30 protein-coding genes are annotated in these 21,988 nt (G+C 61.3%); 1 reads left to right on the top strand and 29 read right to left on the bottom strand.

From position 1 onward, the window contains the following. Positions 1-4: 4 nt before the first annotated feature. The 23 genes from map to rpsJ all read right to left on the bottom strand — a co-directional run bounded on the left by map (position 5) and on the right by rpsJ (position 13,055). On the bottom strand, positions 5-832 hold the full coding sequence (map, locus tag J7I89_RS07755) for a type I methionyl aminopeptidase (RefSeq protein WP_214968828.1): 828 nt from the start codon (positions 830-832) through the stop codon (positions 5-7). A gap of 125 nt (positions 833-957) precedes the next feature. Continuing rightward, positions 958-1,527, bottom strand: a complete 570-nt coding sequence (locus tag J7I89_RS07750) for an adenylate kinase (RefSeq protein WP_214968883.1) — start codon at positions 1,525-1,527, stop codon at positions 958-960. 5 nt (positions 1,528-1,532) lie between these two features. Continuing rightward, positions 1,533-2,843, bottom strand: a complete 1,311-nt coding sequence (secY, locus tag J7I89_RS07745; protein WP_214968826.1) for a preprotein translocase subunit SecY — start codon at positions 2,841-2,843, stop codon at positions 1,533-1,535. Between the two features lie 194 nt (positions 2,844-3,037). Continuing rightward, positions 3,038-3,523, bottom strand: a complete 486-nt coding sequence (gene rplO / locus J7I89_RS07740) for a 50S ribosomal protein L15 (protein ID WP_214968824.1) — start codon at positions 3,521-3,523, stop codon at positions 3,038-3,040. After that, a complete protein-coding gene (gene rpmD / locus J7I89_RS07735) occupies positions 3,524-3,730 on the bottom strand; it encodes a 50S ribosomal protein L30 (protein WP_056626615.1) in 207 nt (68 codons plus the stop codon). It abuts the gene before it with no gap. A gap of 5 nt (positions 3,731-3,735) precedes the next feature. Then, positions 3,736-4,464, bottom strand: a complete 729-nt coding sequence (gene rpsE, locus J7I89_RS07730) for a 30S ribosomal protein S5 (protein WP_214968822.1) — start codon at positions 4,462-4,464, stop codon at positions 3,736-3,738. Next, positions 4,461-4,844 carry a 50S ribosomal protein L18 gene (gene rplR, locus J7I89_RS07725; protein ID WP_214968820.1) on the bottom strand — a complete coding sequence of 128 codons (384 nt, stop codon included), beginning with the start codon at positions 4,842-4,844 and terminating at the stop codon, positions 4,461-4,463. The genes rpsE and rplR overlap by 4 nt, the downstream gene beginning before the upstream one ends. 2 nt (positions 4,845-4,846) lie before the next feature. After that, positions 4,847-5,383, bottom strand: coding sequence for a 50S ribosomal protein L6 (rplF, locus tag J7I89_RS07720; RefSeq protein WP_056626620.1), 537 nt, complete (start codon positions 5,381-5,383; stop codon positions 4,847-4,849). 18 nt (positions 5,384-5,401) lie between these two features. Then, a complete protein-coding gene (gene rpsH / locus J7I89_RS07715; protein ID WP_056425243.1) occupies positions 5,402-5,800 on the bottom strand; it encodes a 30S ribosomal protein S8 in 399 nt (132 codons plus the stop codon). 82 nt (positions 5,801-5,882) lie between these two features. After that, positions 5,883-6,464, bottom strand: coding sequence for a 50S ribosomal protein L5 (gene rplE, locus J7I89_RS07710; protein ID WP_214968818.1), 582 nt, complete (start codon positions 6,462-6,464; stop codon positions 5,883-5,885). After that, a complete protein-coding gene (gene rplX, locus J7I89_RS07705; protein ID WP_078027233.1) occupies positions 6,464-6,823 on the bottom strand; it encodes a 50S ribosomal protein L24 in 360 nt (119 codons plus the stop codon). Before rplX ends, rplE begins: the two co-directional genes overlap by 1 nt. A 3-nt stretch (positions 6,824-6,826) precedes the next feature. Further along, entirely contained in the window at positions 6,827-7,195 is a 369-nt protein-coding gene (gene rplN, locus J7I89_RS07700; RefSeq protein ID WP_056626628.1) for a 50S ribosomal protein L14, read from the bottom strand. Between the two features lie 483 nt (positions 7,196-7,678). After that, positions 7,679-7,987, bottom strand: coding sequence for a 30S ribosomal protein S17 (gene rpsQ / locus J7I89_RS07695; protein ID WP_056626630.1), 309 nt, complete (start codon positions 7,985-7,987; stop codon positions 7,679-7,681). Beyond that, a complete protein-coding gene (gene rpmC, locus J7I89_RS25575) occupies positions 7,984-8,319 on the bottom strand; it encodes a 50S ribosomal protein L29 (RefSeq protein WP_056626632.1) in 336 nt (111 codons plus the stop codon). The genes rpsQ and rpmC overlap by 4 nt, the downstream gene beginning before the upstream one ends. A 2-nt stretch (positions 8,320-8,321) precedes the next feature. Beyond that, positions 8,322-8,738: a 50S ribosomal protein L16 gene (gene rplP / locus J7I89_RS07685; protein WP_056626634.1), complete on the bottom strand. Its 417-nt coding sequence runs from the start codon at positions 8,736-8,738 to the stop codon at positions 8,322-8,324. Beyond that, entirely contained in the window at positions 8,739-9,584 is an 846-nt protein-coding gene (rpsC, locus tag J7I89_RS07680) for a 30S ribosomal protein S3 (RefSeq protein ID WP_078027237.1), read from the bottom strand. Beyond that, complete coding sequence (gene rplV, locus J7I89_RS07675) at positions 9,585-9,950, bottom strand: 50S ribosomal protein L22 (RefSeq protein ID WP_003803798.1); 366 nt, start codon at positions 9,948-9,950, stop codon at positions 9,585-9,587. A gap of 38 nt (positions 9,951-9,988) precedes the next feature. Further along, positions 9,989-10,270: a 30S ribosomal protein S19 gene (gene rpsS, locus J7I89_RS07670; protein WP_003803803.1), complete on the bottom strand. Its 282-nt coding sequence runs from the start codon at positions 10,268-10,270 to the stop codon at positions 9,989-9,991. Between the two features lie 12 nt (positions 10,271-10,282). Further along, complete coding sequence (rplB, locus tag J7I89_RS07665) at positions 10,283-11,122, bottom strand: 50S ribosomal protein L2 (protein ID WP_214968817.1); 840 nt, start codon at positions 11,120-11,122, stop codon at positions 10,283-10,285. A gap of 29 nt (positions 11,123-11,151) precedes the next feature. Further along, a complete protein-coding gene (rplW, locus tag J7I89_RS07660; protein WP_056626639.1) occupies positions 11,152-11,457 on the bottom strand; it encodes a 50S ribosomal protein L23 in 306 nt (101 codons plus the stop codon). Further along, a complete protein-coding gene (gene rplD / locus J7I89_RS07655) occupies positions 11,454-12,074 on the bottom strand; it encodes a 50S ribosomal protein L4 (RefSeq protein ID WP_214968815.1) in 621 nt (206 codons plus the stop codon). Before rplD ends, rplW begins: the two co-directional genes overlap by 4 nt. A gap of 4 nt (positions 12,075-12,078) precedes the next feature. Next, positions 12,079-12,729 carry a 50S ribosomal protein L3 gene (gene rplC / locus J7I89_RS07650; RefSeq protein ID WP_056626643.1) on the bottom strand — a complete coding sequence of 217 codons (651 nt, stop codon included), beginning with the start codon at positions 12,727-12,729 and terminating at the stop codon, positions 12,079-12,081. 17 nt (positions 12,730-12,746) lie between these two features. Continuing rightward, complete coding sequence (gene rpsJ, locus J7I89_RS07645) at positions 12,747-13,055, bottom strand: 30S ribosomal protein S10 (protein ID WP_003803825.1); 309 nt, start codon at positions 13,053-13,055, stop codon at positions 12,747-12,749. A 395-nt stretch (positions 13,056-13,450) separates the two neighbouring features. Between rpsJ and J7I89_RS07640 the strand changes: the two genes are divergently transcribed. Next, the gene (locus tag J7I89_RS07640) at positions 13,451-14,914 is read left to right on the top strand and encodes a GH1 family beta-glucosidase (RefSeq protein ID WP_214968813.1); all 1,464 of its coding nucleotides are present in this window, start codon (positions 13,451-13,453) and stop codon (positions 14,912-14,914) included. A gap of 10 nt (positions 14,915-14,924) precedes the next feature. Here the strand turns inward: J7I89_RS07640 and J7I89_RS25570 are convergent, their stop codons facing one another. The 6 genes from J7I89_RS25570 to rpsL all read right to left on the bottom strand — a co-directional run bounded on the left by J7I89_RS25570 (position 14,925) and on the right by rpsL (position 21,876). Further along, entirely contained in the window at positions 14,925-15,050 is a 126-nt protein-coding gene (locus tag J7I89_RS25570; RefSeq protein WP_285290191.1) for a hypothetical protein, read from the bottom strand. 769 nt (positions 15,051-15,819) lie between these two features. Next, positions 15,820-17,259, bottom strand: a complete 1,440-nt coding sequence (locus J7I89_RS07635) for a hypothetical protein (protein WP_214968811.1) — start codon at positions 17,257-17,259, stop codon at positions 15,820-15,822. A 149-nt stretch (positions 17,260-17,408) separates the two neighbouring features. Further along, positions 17,409-18,599: an elongation factor Tu gene (gene tuf / locus J7I89_RS07630; protein ID WP_214968809.1), complete on the bottom strand. Its 1,191-nt coding sequence runs from the start codon at positions 18,597-18,599 to the stop codon at positions 17,409-17,411. Positions 18,600-18,845: 246 nt separating this feature from the next. After that, the gene (fusA, locus tag J7I89_RS07625) at positions 18,846-20,960 is read right to left on the bottom strand and encodes an elongation factor G (protein ID WP_214968807.1); all 2,115 of its coding nucleotides are present in this window, start codon (positions 20,958-20,960) and stop codon (positions 18,846-18,848) included. Between the two features lie 69 nt (positions 20,961-21,029). Beyond that, on the bottom strand, positions 21,030-21,500 hold the full coding sequence (gene rpsG, locus J7I89_RS07620; RefSeq protein WP_011692813.1) for a 30S ribosomal protein S7: 471 nt from the start codon (positions 21,498-21,500) through the stop codon (positions 21,030-21,032). A 1-nt stretch (position 21,501) separates the two neighbouring features. After that, positions 21,502-21,876: a 30S ribosomal protein S12 gene (gene rpsL / locus J7I89_RS07615; RefSeq protein WP_018773658.1), complete on the bottom strand. Its 375-nt coding sequence runs from the start codon at positions 21,874-21,876 to the stop codon at positions 21,502-21,504. Between the last annotated feature and the right edge of the window lie 112 nt (positions 21,877-21,988).

Raw genomic sequence — 21,988 nt, 5'->3', positions numbered from 1 at the left:
CGAGTTAGGGGATCGGGACCGGGACCACACCCAGCGGCGCCAGCCGGGCCGCGCCGCCGTCGGGCGCCGAAAGCACCCAGATGCCCTTCTCGTGGACAGCCACGGAATGCTCCCACTGGCAGGAACGCTTGCCGTCGGTGGTCACCACTGTCCAGTCGTCGTCCAGCACCGCCGTCTCGATGCTGCCGCGGACCAGCATGGGTTCGATCGCGAGGCACAGGCCCGGACGGATCTTCGGGCCGCGGTGGTTGGTGCGGTAGTTGAGCACATCCGGGGCCATGTGCATCTCGGAGCCGATGCCGTGCCCCACGTAGTCCTCCAGGATGCCCAGCGGCTTGCCTGGCACTGAGGAGACGTAGTCGTCCACGGCGCAGCCGACGTCGCCCACGAACTTGCCCGTGGCCAGCGCTGCGATCCCCCGCCACATGGCAGCCTGGGTGACGTCGGAGAGCCGCTGGTCCTCGGGGTCCGCGGTTCCCACGATCACCGTGCGGGCAGAATCGGAGTGCCAGCCGTCCACGATCGCGCCGCCGTCGATCGAGATGATGTCGCCGTCCTGCAGGACCTTGGACCCGGGGATGCCGTGGACCACTTCCTCGTTGACCGACGTGCAGATGGTGGCCGGGAAGCCGTGGTAGCCCAGGAAGTTGGACTTGGCTCCGGCCTCGAGGAGCACCGCCGCGAACGCATCGTCGAGCTGCTTCGTGGTGACTCCCGGGGCGGCGGCGGCAACAGCCGCGTCCAAGGCGCGGCTCAGGACCAGCCCGGCCTCGTGCATGGTCCGCATCTGCGCGTTGGTCTTGTATTCAATCCGGGGCTGGCCGAATGCCATCTGCGGTTTTTCCTCTCAATGTGCCGCCGCCGGCCGAACAGCCGTGCGGCGCTGGCCCCTGCGGGCCAAATAGCCGGAGGCCCCTCCCAATGAACCGGGAGGAGCCTCGTAGCGTTAGGACAAGATCAGGCTGCCTGAGCCTCTTTGATGGCCTGCATGACGCGGTCGGTGACTTCGTCAATGCCGCCGATGCCGTCAACCTGGGTCAGGATGCCGCGCTCGGCGTACTTGGCCACAACGGCCTCGGTCTGCTCGTGGTAGAGATCCAGGCGGTGGCGGATAACACCCTCGTTGTCGTCGCTGCGCCCGGTTTCCTTGGCACGGCCCAGGAGGCGCGCAACGAGCTCCTCGTCGTCCGCGGTCAGCTGGAGGACGACGTCGAGCTTCTGGTCACCGTTGGCCAGGATCTCGTCGAGGTAGTCAACCTGCGCCGTGGTGCGCGGGTAGCCGTCCAACAGGAAGCCGTCCTCAACGTCGGCTTCGCTGAGGCGGTCGCGGACCATCTTGTTGGTCACGCTGTCGGGAACAAAGTCCCCGGCATCCATGTACTTCTTGGCCTCCACGCCCAGCGGGGTTTCGCCCCTGACGTTCGCACGGAAGATGTCGCCGGTGGAAATCGCAACGACGCCGAGGCGCTCCGAGATGCGTTCCGCCTGGGTACCCTTGCCGGAGCCCGGAGGTCCGATAATCAACATTCTGGTCATCGCAATAGCCCTTCGTAGTGACGCTGCTGTAGCTGCGCGTCAATTTGCTTGACGGTTTCCAGGCCAACGCCCACCATGATCAGGATCGAGGTGCCACCGAACGGGAAGTTCTGGTTTGCGTTGATCAGCACGAGCGCCACCAGCGGGATCAGTGCCACGAAGCCAAGGTAGATGGCGCCGGGCAGCGTGATCCGCGACAGGACGTACTGCAGGTAATCCGCGGTCGGCTTGCCGGCACGGATACCCGGAATGAAGCCGCCGTATTTCTTCATGTTGTCCGAGACCTCTTCAGGGTTGAAGGTGATCGCGACATAGAAGTAGGTAAAGAAAACGATCATGGCGAAGTACAGCGCCATGTAGATGGGGTGGTCCCCGCGGGTCAGGTTGTTGTTGATCCACTCAACCCACGGCTGCATCTGCTCCCCTGCCTTCGGCTGGTTGAACTGGGAGATCAACGCCGGGAGGTAAAGCATGGACGAAGCGAAGATGACGGGAATGACACCGGCCATGTTCACCTTGATGGGAATGTAGGTGCTGGTGCCGCCCACTGTGCGGCGTCCGATCATCCGTTTGGCGTACTGGACCGGAATGCGTCGCTGGGACTGTTCAACGAAGACAACCAGCGCGACGGTCAGCAGGCCGATGGCGAGGACGAGGAAGAACGTGCCCGGGCCCTGCGCGGTCCAGATGGCGCCCAGCGACGTGGGGAAGCCGGCTGCGATGGCCGTGAAGATGAGCAGCGACATGCCGTTGCCCACGCCCTTCTCGGTCACGAGCTCGCCCATCCACATGATGAGGCCGGTGCCGGCCGTCAGCGTGATGATGATGAGGATCGTGGTGATGACGCTGTCGTCCGGGATGATGGGCAGGTTGCAGCCGGGCAGCAGCTGCCCGGAGCGTGCCAGGGAAACCAGCGTGGTGGCGTTCAGCAGGCCCAGGGCGATGGTCAGGTAACGCGTGTACTGCGTCAGCTTTGACTGGCCCGAAGCGCCTTCTTCATACAGCTGCTGGAAACGGGGAATGACCACCCGGAGCAGCTGCACAATGATGCTGGCCGTAATGTACGGCATGATTCCCAACGCGAAGATGGAGACCTGCAGCAATGCACCGCCGCTGAAAAGATTGACGAGCTGGTAGATCCCGCCCTGGGTCTGCCCGGTCGACAAGCATTGCTGGACATTCTGGTAGTTCACACCAGGCGAGGGGATGAAGGCTCCCAAGCGGAAGATTGTGATGATTCCCAGCGTGAACAACAACTTGCGTCGCAGATCAGGCGTTCGAAAAGCCCGGCCGAATGCGCTAAGCAAGCGTCCTCCTCAGTAGTTAATAAGTGTGGTGATGCAGGTCAATAAACCCAACAACCGAGTCTAACGGTTGATTGCGCCATGCGAACAATCCGGACGACCTGCGGATATGGAAAACTCCCGGCACGGGGGCCTCGGCCCCCGTGCCGGGAGTTTGTGCAACGGGCATCTGCCCATCGCCCTGAGGGATGAATCCCTTAGAGGGCGGTGGTGGTTCCGCCTGCTGCAGCGATCTTTTCAGCGGCGCTGGCTGAGAAGGCGTGGACGGTGACGTCGACCTTGACGGTGATGTCGCCGGTGCCAAGCACCTTCACGGGCTGGTTCTTGCGAACGGCACCCTTTGCAACCAGGTTCTCCACGGTGACAGCGCCACCTTCCGGGAACAGCTCGTTGAGCTTGTCCAGGTTTACAACCTGGAACTCAACCCGGAACGGGTTCTTGAAGCCGCGCAGCTTCGGCAGGCGCATGTGCAGCGGCAGCTGGCCGCCGGCAAAGCCAGCCTTGATCTGGTAGCGGGCCTTCGTACCCTTGGTACCGCGACCAGCGGTCTTACCCTTGGAACCTTCACCACGACCAACACGGGTCTTGGCGGTCTTGGCACCCGGGGCGGGACGCAGGTGGTGAACCTTCAGCGCGCTCTGCTTTTCAGCAGCAGCGCTCTCGGCGGTTTTCTTCTCTGCCATTTACTTCGCCTCCTCTACCTTTACCAGGTGCGGAACCGTGTTGAGCATTCCCACGGTCACGGCGTCGGCGGTGCGGACAACGGTGTGTCCGATCCGCTTCAGGCCGAGGGACCGCAGGGTGTCGCGCTGGTTCTGCTTGCCGCCAATGGCGGACTTGATCTGAGTGATCTCCAACTGAGCGTCGGACGGAATCAGGTTCTTAGCCATGACTCTCAGACACCTGCCTTCTGGTTCATGAGCGCCTTCACCATTGCCGGCGGAGCGATCTCATCGAGCGGGAGGCCGCGGCGTGCTGCCACTGCTGCCGGCTCTTCGAGGCGCTTCAGGGCATCAACGGTCGCGTGAACGATGTTGATGGCGTTGGAGGAACCGAGCGACTTGGAGAGGATGTCGTGGATGCCCACGCACTCCAGTACTGCACGGACCGGGCCACCGGCGATAACACCGGTACCGGCGGAAGCCGGACGCAGCATGACGACGCCTGCGGCGGCCTCACCCTGAACGCGGTGCGGGATGGTGCTGCCGATGCGGGGAACGCGGAAGAAGGACTTCTTGGCCTCTTCGACGCCCTTCGCGATTGCGGCGGGAACTTCCTTGGCCTTGCCGTAGCCGACGCCGACCATGCCGTTACCGTCACCAACGACGACGAGTGCGGTGAAGCTGAAACGACGACCACCCTTGACGACCTTGGAAACGCGGTTGATGGTGACAACGCGCTCTACGAACTGGCTCTTCTCGGCTTCACGGCCGCCATCGCGGCCACCACGGCCACCACGGTCGCCGCGGCCCTGGCCACGGTCGCCACGCTCGCCACGACGAGCGCCACCACGGCGGTCATCGGCAGCAGCGGGGGCAGTGGTCTCAGTGGCCTCAGCAGCTACGGCAACAGGTGCCTTCTGATCTGCAGACACAGTGTCCTTTTCCTTGTTTGCTTCCGTCACAGTGACAGCCCACCTTCACGTGCACCGTCGGCGACGGCGGCGATCCGGCCGTGGTACTTGTTACCACCACGGTCGAAGACAACAGCTTCGATCCCGGCAGCCTTGGCGCGCTCGGCTACGAGCTCGCCAACGCGCTTGGCCTTGGCGGTCTTGTCACCGTCGAATGCACGAAGGTCGGCTTCCAGTGTGGACGCGCTCGCTACGGTCAGGCCCTTGGTGTCATCGACAACCTGGACGAATACGTGGCGTGCGGAGCGGTTGACGACCAGGCGAGGACGTGCAGCCGTTCCGGAGATGCGCTTGCGGATACGAAGCTGGCGGCGGCTGCGCGAAGCAGACTTGCTCTTGTTCGTACGCTTCTTGTTAATTGCGATGGCCATGGTTACTTACCAGCCTTTCCGACCTTGCGGCGGATGACTTCGCCGGCGTAGCGAATGCCCTTGCCCTTATAGGGGTCCGGCTTACGCAGCTTGCGAATGTTGGCAGCAACCTCGCCGACCTGCTGCTTGTTGATACCTGAGACAGAGAGCTTGGTCGGCCCCTCTACTGCAAAGGTGATGCCGGCCGGAGCCGAAACGTTGACCGGGTGGCTGTAACCGAGAGCGAACTCAAGGTCAGATCCCTTGGCCTGAACGCGGTAACCGGTACCGACGATTTCAAGCTTCTTCTCGTAGCCTGCGGTGACGCCCTGGATCATGTTGGAGATCAGGGTGCGGGTCAGGCCGTGGAGTGAACGGGAGGCGCGCTCGTCGTTCGGGCGGGCGACAGTCAGGGTGCCTTCTTCCAGGGTGACCTCGATCGGGCTGGCCACAGTGTGGCTCAGCTCGCCCTTGGAACCCTTGACGCTGACGACAGAGCCGTCAACCTTGACCTCAACGCCGGCAGGAACGGTGATGGGGAGACGTCCAATACGTGACATTATTCTCTTCCTTTCCCGTTACCAGACGTAAGCGAGGACTTCGCCGCCCACGCCCTTCTTGCCGGCCTGCTTGTCAGTCAGGAGGCCGGAAGAGGTGGACAGGATTGCGACACCCAGGCCACCGAGCACGTGCGGCAGGTTGGTGGACTTTGCGTATACGCGCAGTCCCGGCTTGGAAATACGACGAACACCGGCGATTGAACGCTCGCGGTTCGGACCGAACTTGAGCTCGAGAGTCAGCTTCTTGCCGACTTCAGCGTCTTCTTCTTTCCAGGAGGCGATGTAACCTTCAGCCTTCAGGATGTCGGCAACGCGTGCCTTGAGCTTGCTGTAAGGCATAGACACGGAATCGTGGTATGCCGAGTTTGCGTTGCGCAGACGCGTAAGCATATCTGCGACAGGATCTGTCATAGTCATTTGGGCTCTTGCCCTTCCTCGTAACGGTTTCCGCCACCCTGTTCCTGAGGAACCAGGGCAGCCGGACCTTTTACGTAGCTAATTAAGCTTCGGTTTTGAACGGGAAACCAAGCGCCTTGAGCAGCGCGCGGCCTTCGTCGTCGGTCTTGGCGGTGGTCACAACCGTGATGTCCATACCGCGAACGCGGTCAATGGAATCCTGGTCGATCTCGTGGAACATAACCTGCTCGGTCAGACCGAAGGTGTAGTTGCCGTTGCCATCGAACTGCTTGCCGCTGAGGCCGCGGAAGTCACGGATACGCGGCAGAGCCAGCGTGACCAGACGGTCCACGAATTCCCACATGCGGTCGCCACGCAGGGTTGCGTGTGCGCCGATGGGCATGCCTTCGCGCAGCTTGAACTGTGCGATCGACTTACGGGCCTTGGTTACCTGCGGCTTCTGGCCGGTGATCAGGGTGAGGTCGCGGACAGCGCCGTCGATCAGCTTGGAGTCCTTGGCGGCATCTCCAACACCCATGTTCACAACAACCTTGACCAGACGGGGAACCTGGTTAACGTTCTGGTACTTGAATTCCTCAAGAAGCGTGTTCTTGATGGAATCCGCGTACTTAGTCTTCAGACGAGGAACGATCTTGCTTGCCGGAGTCTCGAGAGTCTCAGTCATTAGATGTCCTTCCCTGAGCTCTTAGCCACGCGGATGCGCACTTCGCGCTGCTTGCCGTTGCGCTCAACGGTTTCAGTGCGGAAGCCGACGCGGGTGGGCTTCTTGGTGGACGGGTCAACCAGAGCCACGTTGGAGATGTGGATCGGGGCTTCAACGACCTCGATGCCACCGGTCTTGGTGCCGCGCTGCGACTGACCGACCTTGGTGTGCTTGGTTACGCGGTTGACGCCTTCGACGAGCACGCGGTTGGTGTCGGTGAAGACGCGCAGAACCTTGCCCTGCTTGCCACGGTCGCCGCCGCGCTCAGCCTTGGCGCCAGTGATGACCTGAACCAGGTCACCCTTTTTGATCTTAGCCATGGACTAAAGCACCTCCGGAGCCAGAGAAACGATCTTCATGAACTTCTTGTCGCGAAGTTCACGTCCAACCGGTCCGAAGATACGGGTACCGCGGGGGTCACCGTCAGCCTTCAGGATCACGGCCGCGTTCTCGTCAAACTTGATATAGGAACCATCCACACGGCGGCGTTCCTTCTTGGTACGGACGATGACAGCCTTGACTACATCGCCCTTCTTTACGTTGCCGCCCGGAATTGCGTCCTTGACGGTAGCGACGATGACGTCGCCAATGCCTGCGTAGCGACGGCCAGATCCACCGAGAACGCGAATGGTAAGGATTTCCTTAGCACCCGTGTTGTCGGCGACCTTGAGTCGCGACTCCTGCTGAATCACTATTTACTCCTTGCGTCGCGCCGGTTCTCAGACCGAAATTCTTCCTACGGAATGAGCCTTGCGGAACGGTTGATCGGGGTGTCTCTTGACCTGCCTGGATTTTGCCAGACCAGGCCTAAACGCCCGTGCCAAAAACATTTGCTTCCCAAGCCCATCCAGGCGCAAGGGGGCACTATGCCGTGGCACGATTGTTTACGAGCTGACGGCGCACAGAAGGCGCCATACAAACTCAATATCCTAGCACATTCCGGCCCCACCCCCATATCACAGCCGTGGGGGCTCCGCTAAACCACGACGGCGTTCCGCACCGCAGTCTTTTGGCGCGCCTGGGGCGCCACTCCCCCGCAAAGCCGGGCCGCCGCCGTCGGGCAGCCCCCAAGACCCGGCACCACGTGACGCTGTGCGACGGAAACGCGGAAACCCCCGCTCCCAAAGGGAACGGGGGTTTCCGGCGCAGCTGCTAAAACAGCGATGCTGCAGGTGTTACTTGGCCTTCTCGAGGATCTCCACGAGCCGCCAGTTCTTCGTGGCGGACAGCGGGCGGGTCTCGGCGATGACAACCAGGTCGCCGATGCCGGCGCTGTTCTCTTCGTCGTGAGCCTTGACCTTCGAGGTGCGGCGAATGACCTTGCCGTACAGGGCGTGCTTCACGCGGTCTTCAACCTGGACAACGATGGTCTTTTCCATCTTGTCCGAGACCACGTAGCCGCGACGCGTCTTACGGTAACCGCGCTCGGCGGCCGTAGCCGTTGCGGAAGCAGTTTCCGTCACGTTCTCGTCCTTTTCACTCACTTGGCGTCCTCCTCAGTCTCAGCCTCGGCCGGCTCTTCAGCCTTCTCAGCCTTGGCTGCGGACTTCTTGGACTTCTTTTCTTCCTTGGCTTCCACAACCGGTGCGGCAACCTCAGCACGAATGCCCAGCTCGCGCTCACGGAGAACGGTGTAGATGCGTGCGATGTCCTTCTTTACCGCGCGCAGACGACCGTGGTTCTCCAGCTGACCGGTGGCGGACTGGAAACGCAGGTTGAACAGCTCTTCCTTGGCCTTGCGGAGTTCTTCAACGAGTCGCTCGTTGTCGAAACCGTCCAGCTGTGCGGATGCAAGTTCCTTGGATCCTACTGCCATTTCTATTCACCACCTTCGCGACGCAGAATGCGTGCCTTCAACGGAAGCTTGTGGATTGCCAGGCGCAGTGCCTCGCGAGCAACCGATTCTTCGACACCGGAGATCTCAAAGAGAACCCGGCCCGGCTTGACGTTTGAGACCCACCATTCCGGCGAACCCTTACCGGAACCCATGCGGGTTTCGGCAGGCTTCTTGGTCAACGGGCGGTCCGGATAGATGTTGATCCAGACCTTACCGCCACGCTTGATGTGGCGGGTCATGGCAATACGGGCAGATTCGATCTGACGGTTGGTGACGTATGCCGGGCTCAGGGCCTGGATGCCGTACTCACCGAACGAGACCTTGGTGCCGCCCGTAGCAGCGCCGGAACGACCCGGGTGGTGCTGCTTACGGTGCTTGACTCGACGTGGGATAAGCATTTAAGCCTGTCCTCCTTCTGCTGCCTGTGCCGGTGCGGCAGAAGCTGCCTCGGCTGCCGGAGCCTCTGCAGCAGCAGGTGCTGCTTCGGCTGCCGGACGGTCGGTACGACGGCGGCGGTCACCACGGTCAGCGCCGCCCGGGCGGCCCGGACGGTCGCCGCCACGGCCACGGGACGGAGCAGCAGCTGCCTGCTGAGCCAGTTCCTTGGAGGTGACGTCACCCTTGTAGATCCAGACCTTCACGCCGATGCGGCCGAAGGTGGTCTTGGCTTCGTAGAAGCCGTAGTCGATGTTCGCGCGGAGGGTGTGCAGGGGCACACGGCCTTCGCGGTAGAACTCCGAGCGGGACATTTCTGCGCCACCCAGACGACCGGAGCAAGCGATACGGATACCCTTGGCACCGGCACGCTGTGCGGACTGCATGGCCTTCTTCATCGCACGGCGGAAAGCCACGCGGGAAGTCAGCTGCTCAGCAACGCCCTGGGCAACAAGCTGAGCTTCCATCTCGGGGTTCTTGACCTCGAGGATGTTCAGCTGAACCTGCTTGCCGGTGAGCTTTTCGAGCTCGCCGCGGATGCGGTCTGCTTCTGCGCCGCGGCGGCCGATGACGATGCCCGGACGTGCCGTGTGGATGTCCACGCGGACACGGTCACGGGTGCGCTCGATTTCGACCTTGGCGATACCGGCGCGCTCCATGCCAACGGACATGAGCTGGCGGATGCGGATGTCTTCGCGAACGAAGTCCTTGTACCGCTGGCCGGCCTTGGTGCTGTCAGCGAACCAGTGCGATACGTGATCGGTGGTGATGCCGAGTCGGAACCCGTGCGGGTTTACTTTCTGTCCCACTTAGCGAGCCTCCTCTTTCTCCGGGGTAGCGACTACCACGGTGATGTGGCTGGTGCGCTTCTTGATCTGAAATGCACGACCCTGAGCACGCGGCTGGAACCGCTTCATGGTCGGGCCTTCATCAACAAACGCTTCGCTGATGATGAGGTCACCTTCGTCAAACGCCACACCGTCGCGGTCCGCGAGGACCCGGGCGTTGGAGATTGCCGACTGAACTACCTTGAATACCGGCTCAGAAGCTGCCTGGGGGGCAAACTTCAGAATTGCCAGAGCCTCGTTCGCTTGCTTACCACGAACAAGGTTGACGACGCGCCGGGCCTTCATAGGCGTTACGCGGATGTGACGCGCAATTGCCTTGGCTTCCATTGCTTTCCTTCTCTCGTCTTTGACGTAAGTGCAGGCGCCTAGCGGCGCTTGCCCTTACGGTCGTCCTTGACATGGCCGCGGAATGTCCGCGTGGGAGCGAATTCGCCGAGCTTGTGCCCGACCATCGACTCGGTGACAAACACCGGAATGTGCTTGCGTCCGTCGTGCACGGCGATCGTGTGCCCGAGCATGTCGGGAATGATCATCGAGCGGCGGGACCAGGTCTTGATGACGTTCTTGGTGCCCTTTTCGTTTTCCCTGGCTACCTTCACAAAGAGGTGCTGGTCAACGAAAGGACCTTTTTTCAGGCTGCGTGGCATGTGTCCAGGCTCCTATCGCTTGTTCTTGCCAGTACGACGGCGACGAACAATAAGCTTGTCGCTCTCTTTGTTGGGGCGGCGGGTACGGCCTTCAGGCTTACCGTTCGGGTTGACCGGGTGACGTCCACCGGAGGTCTTACCTTCACCACCACCGTGCGGGTGATCGACCGGGTTCATGGCGACACCACGGACGGTCGGGCGAACGCCCTTCCACCGCATACGGCCGGCCTTACCCCAGTTGATGTTCGACTGCTCAGCGTTGCCGACCTCGCCGATCGTGGCGCGGCAGCGCACGTCGACGTTGCGGATTTCGCCGGAAGGCAGACGCAGCTGGGCGAAACGGCCTTCCTTGGCGACGAGCTGAACAGAAGCTCCAGCGGAACGTGCCATCTTGGCGCCGCCACCCGGACGCAGTTCAACTGCGTGGATAACGGTACCTACGGGGATGTTGCGCAGGGGCAGGTTGTTGCCAGGCTTGATGTCAGCGTTGGCGCCGGCCTCCACGAAGTCACCCTGTGAGAGCTTGTTCGGGGCGATGATGTAACGCTTGGTGCCATCAACGTAGTGCAGGAGGGCGATGCGAGCCGTGCGGTTCGGATCGTACTCGATTTCGGCAACGCGGGCGTTGACGCCGTCCTTGTCGTGGCGACGGAAGTCGATCAGACGGTACTGGCGCTTGTGTCCACCACCCTTGTGACGGGTCGTGATCTTACCGGAGTTGTTACGGCCACCCTTTTTGGGCAGCGGACGTACCAACGACTTTTCCGGCGTCGACCGCGTGATTTCGGTGAAGTCAGCTACGCTCGAGCCGCGACGGCCCGGGGTAGTCGGCTTGTATTTACGGATTCCCATAATTTATTTCCTCGTTAAAGTGGTCTCCGCTACGCGAGCGGACCGCCGAAGATGTCGATAGTGCCTTCTTTGAGGGTCACAATTGCACGCTTGGTGTTCTTGCGGACGCCCCATCCGAATTTGGTGCGCTTGCGCTTACCGGCACGGTTGATGGTGTTGATCGATTCGACCTTGACGGAGAAGATTTTCTCCACGGCCAGCTTGATCTCGGTCTTGTTCGAGCGGGGGTCCACCAGGAAGGTGTACTTGCCCTCATCGATCAGGCCGTAGCTTTTTTCCGAAACAACGGGTGCAAGCACAACGTCGCGCGGGTCTTTGATGGTGGCTGCGCTCACTTGGCATCCTCCTCGTTCTTTGCAGCCTTGTCAGCAACGAATGCTTCGTAGGCAGCCTTGGTGAAGACTACGTCGTCAGAAACGAGAACGTCGTAGGTGTTCAGCTGGTCTGCGTACAGAACGTGAACATCCTCGAGGTTGCGCACGGACAGTGCAGCAACATCGTTGGCGCGCTCAATGACAACGAGCAGGTTCTTGCGCTCGGAGACGCCGCGCAGCGTTGCCAGTGCTTCTTTGGAGGACGGCTTGTCGCCGGCAACCAGGTCAGCAATGACGTGGATGCGTCCGTTACGGGCGCGGTCAGACAGTGCGCCGCGCAGTGCAGCAGCAATCATCTTCTTGGGGGTGCGCTGGCTGTAGTCACGCGGGGTGGGACCGTGGACAACGCCACCACCGGTCATGTGAGGAGCACGGATCGAGCCCTGACGGGCGCGGCCGGTACCCTTCTGCTTGAACGGCTTGCGGCCTGCACCGGAAACTTCGGCGCGGGTCTTGGTCTTGTGGGTACCCTGGCGAGCAGCAGCGAGCTGTGCAACGACGACCTGGTGCAGCAGCGGCACGTTGGTCTGAACGTCGAAGATCTCTGCAGGCAGGTCAACCTTGACAGTGCTAGTCATTTAACTAGGCTCCCTTCACGGCGGTGCGTACGAGTACGACCTGGCCGCGGGCGCCGGGGACGGCACCCTTGATCAGGAGCAGCGACTTCTCGACGTCAACCGCGTGAACAGTGAGGTTCAGCGTGGTGTGACGAACGGCGCCCATGCGGCCGGCCATTTTCATGCCCTTGAAGACGCGGCTCGGGGTGGATGCGCCACCGATTGAACCGGGCTTACGGTGGTTCTTGTGGGCACCGTGGGAAGCTCCAACGCCGTGGAAGCCGTGACGCTTCATAACACCGGCGAAGCCCTTACCCTTGGTGGTGCCGATGACGTCGATCTTCTGGCCGGCTTCGAAGAGCTCTACGGAGAGCTCCTGGCCCAGCTCGTAAGAGTCAGCATCTGCAGTGCGCAGTTCGACGACGTGGCGGCGAGGCGTGACGCCTGCCTTTTCAAAGTGACCAGCCAGCGGCTTGGTGACCTTGCGGGGATCGATCTGGCCGTAGCCGATCTGAACGGCGACGTAGCCATCAGTCTCTGCATTGCGCAGCTGGGTGATGACGTTCGAGTCAGCCTGGACAACAGTGACGGGGATGAGCTTGTTGTTCTCGTCCCAGACCTGGGTCATGCCGAGCTTCGTGCCCAGCAGGCCCTTTACGTTACGGGTTGCGGTCATAGTCTCTCAGCACCTCCCTACAGCTTGATTTCGATGTTCACGTCGGCCGGCAGGTCGAGACGCATAAGCGAGTCAACAGCCTTCGGCGTGGGGTCGATGATGTCGATCAGACGCTTGTGCGTGCGCATTTCGAAGTGCTCGCGGCTGTCCTTGTACTTGTGCGGAGAGCGGATAACGCAGTACACGTTCTTCTCCGTAGGCAGCGGCACGGGGCCCACTACCGTTGCGCCTGCGCGCGTGACCGTCTCAACGATCTTCCGTGCTGAAACGTCAATGACCTCGTGGTCGTATGACTTCAGCCGGATGCGGATTTTTTGTCCCGCCATGTCGCCTGACTCTCTTTCAGTAAATGCTGCTCTGTTTACTTACCTGTTGTATGTGGCTGCCGAAGCATTTGAAGTCGTAACTACCACCCGCCGCACAAGCTGAATCCGGATGAATCCGGGTTCCTCAACCTGCCGGCGTAACCGACCCCCGCGGTCGGGCGTGTCGCACCTTCGAAGCGTGCGAGCCCGCAGTTCCTTGGGGAGTGGGTTATGTTTGGACTTCGACCTGGACCCTGACACCCGGCATTATCCGGATCGGGACGCGAAGAAGCGCTTGAACAACTCATCTAGTATGCCGGATTTTGTGGGCCAATGCGAATCCGACTGGATCCGCGGTCATTGCCGCTGGATCCGCGGTCATTGCCTTCGGCAATCTTCGATTGGATGATAGTTGAATGGCCGTGCAAAATGCTGACGCCTTTAACACTGCATCCGCCAATACTGCCTCCGTGCAGGATCTCGCCGGACGCCTCAGGCCCGATTTTACGCTGGGCGTTGCGGCGGCGGCGTTCCAGATCGAAGGCGCCTTGGCCGCTGACGGCCGCGGGCCTTCAGGCTGGGACGCGTTCGCGGAGAAACCCGGAAGCATCATGAACGGCCATTCGCCCGCTGTCGCCTGCGATCATTACAACCGCGCCGCCGAGGACGTCGCCCTAATGAAGGAACTGGGCATCGACTCCTACCGCTTCTCGATCTCCTGGCCGAGGATCCAGCCAGACGGGCGCGGCCCGTTCAACACCCAGGGCCTGGACTTCTACGACCGCTTGGTGGACCAGCTGCTGGCAGCCGGCATCTCCCCCATGGCTACCCTGTACCACTGGGATACGCCGCTCCCCCTCGAGCACAGCGGCGGCTGGATGAACCGCGCCACGGCGGAGCGCTTTGCGGCGTACGCCGGGGCGGCGGGACAGCGGCTCGGCGACCGCGTGGCGCAGTGGGTCACGCTCAATGAGCCGGTGTCAGTGACGCTCAACGGCTATGCGCTGGGCGTCCATGCGCCGGGGCGGGATTTGCTGTTCGACGCGCTGCCGTCGGTCCACAACCAACTGCTGGGCCACGGGCTCGCCGTCCAGGCGCTGCGGGCAGGGGGCGTGACCGGAGGCATCGGCGTCACCAACCTGCACTCTCCGGTGCGACCGGCATCCCGGAAGCTGGCGGACCGCCTGCTGGCCAAGGTGTTTGACCTTGTCCTCAACCGCGTCTACGCCGATCCCATCCTCCTGGGCCGCTACCCGAAGCCACCGTTGGCCGCCCGGCACTGGTTCAAGTCCTTGTCCAGGGCGTCCGACGACGACCTCCGCATCATCAGCCAGCCGCTCGACTTCTATGGTGTGAACTACTACTACCCGGTGAAGGTCGCTGCCGGGAAGGGCCCGCCCGACACCCCGGCAGGCACCGCCCATGCCGTGATGCGCGTGCCGTTCCATATGGTGCCCTTCCCCGAGTACACCACCACGGGATTCGGCTGGCCGGTGGCACCCGACCATCTGGGCATTCTGCTGCGCGAACTCAAGGACCGGTACGGTGCCGCCCTTCCGCCGGTGTACATCACGGAAAACGGCGCGAGCTTTCCCGAACCCGAACACGTGACCGGCCCCATCGCCGATTCGGGGCGCATCGACTATATTGCCCATCACCTTGACCAGGCCGTGATTTCCACTGCTCCCGGCGGCATTGCCCATGACGTGGAACTGCTCGGCTACTACGTCTGGACGCTGATGGACAACTTCGAATGGGCCGCCGGGTACTCGCAGCGCTTCGGCCTGGTGCACGTGGACTTCGAAACGCTGAAACGAACGCCCAAGAAGTCCTTCTACTGGCTACAGTCCCTCAGCCGGGCCAGAAAGGCCCTGGCCTGAATACGGCGCGCTATTTGTTCTTGTTGGCCCTGTTGATGCGCTTTGCGCGTTCAATCTCGTTGCGGAAATTCTTCTTCGCCCAGAAGACGCCGGCCACAACCGCTACAACCACGATCAGGAAAATCAGCCATTCCATGATGTGCCCCTCTCTTTGGTTGTAACGATATCAGGGCAGCGGCCCCGCTATTCCGTGCCGGCAGGCTTGCTCCGGGTGAGCCGCCACAGTGCCAGCGCGATGAGCCCGACGGCGATCAGGGCCAGCAGCACATACGTGTACTGGCGCATCGCCCACATGATGCAGAGCGTCACTCCGGCGGCAGGGTGGTTCCGATGAAGAGAGCGGTCGCCACTAGCAGCAGGCTGGCCACGTACAGGATGATGTTGATTTTCTGGCGGTCCCGTTTTTGCGCCGTGCCTGCTGCCCTGCCGGTGTTTCCACCGGATAGGCGCCGAACACTGGCATCGACGAAACCGTCCCACGCCGCGCGGAACGCGCAGCCCCGCCGGGAACTGGGTTGACAGTGGGACGGGCTGTCGTGGCCTGTCACACTGATGCCGGACTCAGTGACGCCAGCGGCACCGGCGTATAGGCCGCTATCGCAAGCGGAGGCGACGCCGGGCAGGCAATTGGGTCCTCACCGCCGTCGGGAAGACTGACGGCGCGGCCGGCGCAGGGCCGTCAGGTCCGCGCAGCCGTGTGCGGTGATGTAGCCTGTTTGGCCATCGCATCCAGCCCTTGAAAGTGACCGGCTTTGTACGACTTGTCCCTCATGGGTTGCACCCCGGGCAGGCGCATCACACGCCATTAATCTAATAATTGGATTAGCCTTGGGGAAAGAACAACCCCGCTGGACCAGCAGCGATGCCGCTCCAAACTTCAAATGAAGCGCCGACGGCGCCGGAGCTCACGACCCTTGGACCCGTGTAAACAGCACCGACACGGTTTCGGTGGCCTCCAGCTTCCAATTGGGATTTGCCCGCAGGCTCCGAGCCAACCCGCTGGAAGGCGGAACTAAAACGCAGTCAGCCCCGGCCAGACGAGAGGCAAGATCACCGTCCCCCTGTTCAATGAATCGCATGAAATTGTTGACGCGCTCAGCTCCGTACAGGTCGTTGCGGGAATCCATCGACACCTGCACGTCCGGGCGCTCCAGAATGACGAGACCGCCCACCATGTAGTCATTGAACAATGTGCAGCCCTCTGGAATGGCTCGAATCACACTGGACGGATAGACCGCTGGATCCGGGCGGCCGACGGCGTGAAGATTAATTGCCACCAGCACCGTCACGGCGCTGATAGTCAGCATGCCGCACTGGGCGAACATCTTGCGGCGGCTCAAAAAGTAGCGCAGTACGACCGGGTGTGAGGCGGCGGACATCAGGACCGGCATGGACACGAGAACAAGGATGGGAAGGATCCTCATGGCGGCGACAGACCCTGCTAGGGTCACCAGAAGTGCAGCGGAGAACACCACTTCACGCCGGCGTGCGGCAACAATGAGCGCAGCCAGCCCTAGAACAAATTGAACTAGCTGAAGCGGGTCAGCCACGTTAAGGGGTTGCCATTCTGTGATGACTGTTGAGGCATGCTTCACTTGTGCTGTTTGGGAGAAGATTGCGATGCCATAAGGATTGGCCAGGCTGCACAACAGCGCTACGGCCAGTGCGCCGGCAAACCAGCCGATACGACTTCGTATAGTTCTTTGCAGGCTGGCCAGCACCAATGTAGCGCCGGCTATGGCCACGCCCAGCAGGGACGCCGCATGCAAGTTGACCCACACGGCCGTGAGTACGGCCAGAGCGCACAGTTGCCATATAGAAGGTCCTTCAAGCATGCGCCTGAGGATGATTACTAGTATCAGCACGGCCAGATAGTCCACCAGGTGAGGACGGGCTGACAACCACATAATGAGCAACACGGCCGTGGGCAGCAGCACCCAACCGGCGACGACCGGGGAAGCTTGAAGATCCCGGGCCAAGAACAAAACAAGGCCGATAATGGCGACCACGAGCAAGGCACAGGCAAGGGCCACTCCGACAAGGCCACCCATTCTGTATACCGTGGCCAGAATGATATTGAAGCCCCAAGAGTTCAGGGTCCAGGGTTCACCGGCCGCCGTCCAGGAAAAGGGATCGACGGCAGGGATCTGCCAGTCCTCCAGGGTGCGAAGGCCGGTACGTATCTGCCAAAAAGTGTCTGATTCACCGAAGTTTTCTGCCCTGCCAAGTGCAACTGGCAAGAACGCGAGCCACGCAAAGATCCACAATTTTGTGGGTGTCTGATGCCCGATAGCGGAAGGCGACAGAGTGCTTTTCCCTGCTTGGACGCTTCGTGGTTCGGCCATATCAGGCACAATACCGGAGTCGAACTCTGCGCGTTGCAGGGCTCGCCCCGACAGGGCGTTGAAAAAACAGCCCCGCTGCTAGTGCAGCGGGGCTGTTTTAGAAGATCATGTCAGGCCGTTGCGGGCCCTCGACCTCTGATCAGCAAGTACTACTTGTTGATCTTGGTAACGCGTCCCGAACCAACGGTGCGGCCGCCTTCGCGGATAGCGAAGCCGAGGCCCTCTTCCATAGCGATGGGCTGGATGAGCGCAACGGTCATCTCAGTGTTGTCGCCAGGCATAACCATTTCCGTGCCTTCCGGCAGGGTGATAACGCCGGTTACGTCCGTGGTGCGGAAGTAGAACTGCGGGCGGTAGTTGGAGTAGAACGGGTTGTGACGTCCGCCTTCGTCCTTGGAGAGGATGTAGACGTTAGCCTCGAAGTCGGTGTGCGGGGTGATGGAACCCGGCTTGACGACAACCTGGCCACGCTCTACGTCATCGCGCTTCAGACCGCGGAGCAGGAGGCCACAGTTCTCGCCGGCCCATGCTTCGTCGAGCTGCTTGTGGAACATCTCGATACCGGTAACGGTGGTCTTCTGAACCGGACGGATGCCGACGATCTCAACCTCAGAGTTGATCGCGAGGGTACCGCGCTCGGCGCGACCCGTCACAACGGTGCCACGACCGGTGATGGTGAAGACGTCTTCGATCGGCATCAGGAAGGGCTTGTCACGGTCACGTACGGGGTCCGGAACGGACTCGTCGACTGCTGCCATGAGGTCCTCGACGGACTTGACCCAGACGGGGTCGCCTTCGAGAGCCTTCAGACCGGAAACGCGGATAACCGGAGCGTCGTCGCCATCGAAGCCCTGAGCCGAAAGCAGCTCACGAACTTCCATTTCAACGAGGTCCAGGAGTTCTTCGTCGTCGACCATGTCGGACTTGTTCAGCGCGACCAGCAGGTAGGGAACACCAACCTGGCGGGCGAGCAGAACGTGCTCGCGGGTCTGAGCCATCGGGCCATCAGTGGCGGCAACCACGAGGATTGCACCGTCCATCTGTGCAGCACCGGTGATCATGTTCTTGATGTAGTCAGCGTGACCCGGAGCGTCTACGTGTGCGTAGTGGCGCTTCTCGGTCTGGTACTCAACGTGGGAGATGTTGATGGTAATGCCGCGCTGACGCTCTTCGGGAGCAGAGTCAATAGACGCGAAGTCGCGCTGCTCGTTGAGAGTCGGGTACTTGTCGTACAGCACCTTGGAAATGGCGGCCGTCAACGTCGTCTTACCGTGGTCAACGTGACCAATGGTACCGATGTTAACGTGCGGCTTAGTCCGCTCGAACTTTGCCTTTGCCACAGGTTCCTCCTAGAACGTTTTCAAATGACTTACCCTTCAGTCGCGCTTGTCGCGGCCGAAACTCCAGTAAGTCTACTTGGGGGGCTTGGATTGGTGAAATTGCAGATTCAGGAACTAATACTAGTCCCTCGAGCCTGTTCGTGCAGATGGCCGGAAACCGGGCTGGCCTGGGACCGACCATCTGCACCGGGCTAGTTTCCGGAACCGGAAACGCACCCGAGTTTGTCGCTTTGAAAGTCCGGTGGACTACTCGCCGCGGTTCTTCTGGATGATCTCGTCGGCAAATGCCTTCGGGACCTCGGCGTAGCTGTGGAACGTCATGGAGTACACAGCGCGGCCCTGGGTCTTTGAACGCAGGTCGCCGATGTAGCCGAACATGCCGGACAGCGGGACGTGTGCACGGATGACCTTGACACCCTGTGCATCTTCCATGGACTGCATCTGGCCACGGCGGGAGTTGAGGTCACCGATTACTTCACCCATGTATTCCTCAGGGGTGCGGACCTCGACATCCATCAGCGGTTCGAGCAGGACGGGGTTCGCCTTGCGTGCAGCTTCCTTGAAAGCCATACGGCCGGCGATCTTGAACGCCATTTCCGAAGAGTCAACGTCGTGGTAAGCGCCATCAATCAGCGTTGCCTTGATGCCAACAACCGGGTAACCGGCCAGGACGCCGTCGTTCAGTGCATCCTGGATACCGGCGTCAACCGACGGGATGTATTCGCGCGGAATACGGCCACCGGTCACCTTGTTCTCGAACTCGTACAGCTCGCCTTCGGAAGTGTCCAACGGCCCGATGGCAATCTGGATCTTTGCGAACTGGCCCGAACCACCGGTCTGCTTCTTGTGCGTGTAGTCGTGACGCGCAACAACATTCTTGATGGTTTCGCGGTAAGCGACCTGCGGCTTGCCGACGTTGGCCTCAACCTTGAACTCGCGGCGCATGCGGTCCACCAGGATGTCCAGGTGGAGCTCGCCCATGCCGGCAATGATGGTCTGGCCCGTGTCTTCGTTGAGGGACACCTGGAAGGTGGGGTCCTCAGCGGAGAGCTTCTGGATGGCCGTGGAGAGCTTCTCCTGGTCACCCTTGGTGTTGGGCTCGATGGCAACCGAGATCACGGGCTCCGGGAAGCTCATGGACTCGAGGACGATCTGGTTGCTGGAATCACACAGGGTGTCACCCGTCGTGGTGTCCTTCAGACCGATCGCTGCGTAGATGTGGCCGGCGGTAGCGCCCTCAACAGGCATTTCCTTGTTGGCGTGCATCTGGAACAGCTTGCCAATGCGCTCCTTCTTGCCCTTGGTGGAGTTGACCACCTGGGCGCCTGCTTCCACGTGACCGGAGTACACGCGGATGAAGGTGAGCTGGCCGAAGAACGGGTGAGCCGCAATCTTGAACGCCAGAGCCGAGAACGGCTCTTCGGATGAAGGCGCGCGGGTCAGTTCCTTCTCTTCGTCGCGAGGATCGTGACCGATCATCGGGGGGACGTCGAGCGGGTTCGGCAGGTAGTCGATGACAGCATCGAGCATCGGCTGAACGCCCCGGTTCTTGAACGCGGAGCCACAGAACACCGGGTACAGCTCAGAGTTGATGGTCATCTTGCGGATGCCGGCCTTGAGCTCATCGATCGAGATCTCTTCGCCTTCGAGGTACTTCTCCATGAGTTCTTCGGAAGCCTCGGCAACGGTCTCAACGAGTGCCGCGCGGTACTCCTCGGCCTTCTCCTTGAGGTCAGCCGGGATCTCCTGGATCTCGTACTTCGCACCCATGGTGACGTCACCCTTGGAGTCGCCGGGCCACACCAATGCACGCATGTAGAGCAGGTCCACGACGCCGATGAAGTCGTTCTCGGCACCGATCGGCAGCTGCATGACCAACGGCTTGGCACCGAGGCGGCCGATGATGGTGTCTACGGTGAAGTAGAAGTCAGCGCCCAGCTTGTCCATCTTGTTGACGAAGCAGATACGCGGAACGTTGTACTTGTCAGCCTGGCGCCAAACGGTCTCAGACTGCGGCTCAACGCCTTCCTTGCCATCGAAGACGGCAACTGCACCGTCGAGGACGCGCAGGGACCGCTCAACCTCAACCGTGAAGTCCACGTGGCCGGGGGTGTCGATGATGTTGATCTGGTTGTTTTCCCAGAAGCAGGTCACGGCGGCAGACGTGATGGTGATGCCGCGTTCCTTTTCCTGTTCCATCCAGTCGGTGGTCGAAGCGCCGTCGTGCGTTTCGCCGATCTTGTGGTTCACACCCGTGTAGAACAGGATGCGCTCGGTGGTGGTGGTCTTGCCGGCATCGATGTGGGCCATGATGCCGATATTGCGGACCTTACTAAGGTCGGTAAGCACGTCCTGTGCCACGGTGTCTCCCTTTCGGATGGACTGCACGTTCGCCGCCGGCTCGTCTGAGCCGGCGGCGTCCGGGAAGTATTACCAGCGGTAGTGTGCGAAGGCCTTGTTGGACTCGGCCATCTTGTGGGTGTCTTCGCGACGCTTCACAGCGGCACCGAGACCGTTGGAGGCATCCAGGATTTCGTTCTGGAGGCGCTCGGTCATCGTCTTTTCGCGGCGGGCCTTGGAGTAGCCGACCAGCCAACGCAGGGCGAGGGCAGTGGAGCGGCCCGGCTTGACCTCAACGGGAACCTGGTAGGTTGCGCCACCGACACGGCGGGAGCGGACCTCGAGGGAAGGCTTGACGTTCTCCATGGCCTTCTTGAGGGCGGCAACGGGGTCGCCGCCGGACTTGGCGCGTGCACCTTCAAGGGCACCGTAAACGATGCGCTCTGCGGTGGACTTCTTGCCGTCAACCAGCACCTTGTTGATCAGCTGGGTGACCAGCGGGGAGCCGTAAACGGGATCTAGTACGAGCGGCCGCTTGGGGGCCGGACCCTTGCGAGGCATATTACTTCTTCTCCATCTTTGCGCCGTAGCGGCTGCGGGCCTGCTTACGGTTCTTGACACCCTGGGTATCGAGGGCGCCGCGGACGATCTTGTAGCGGACACCGGGGAGGTCCTTCACACGACCACCACGAACGAGCACAATGGAGTGCTCCTGGAGGTTGTGGCCTACACCGGGGATGTAGGCGGTGACTTCAATGCCACCGTTAAGGCGCACACGTGCAACCTTACGCAGAGCCGAGTTCGGCTTCTTCGGGGTGGTGGTGTACACGCGGGTGCAAACACCGCGGCGCATCGGGCTGCCGTTAAGCGCGGGAGCCTTGGTCTTTTTGACCTTCGGCGTGCGGCCCTTGCGGACCAGCTGGTTAATCGTAGGCACTTTCGTGTTCTCCGTTTTATCCGGAGCGGCCTCTTACGGCCGCTCTCCTTTTGCTTTGCCCCGCCGCCCGAGCTTTGAAGAAGTCTCCAGAGCAGCTGAGGCGAAGCCTTAA

The organism is Arthrobacter sp. ISL-5 (assembly GCF_018613835.1).
Lineage (GTDB): Bacteria > Actinomycetota > Actinomycetes > Actinomycetales > Micrococcaceae > Arthrobacter.
Note: the sequence above shows the minus strand (reverse complement) of the source record. Positions and strands in the feature narration are given on the sequence as shown.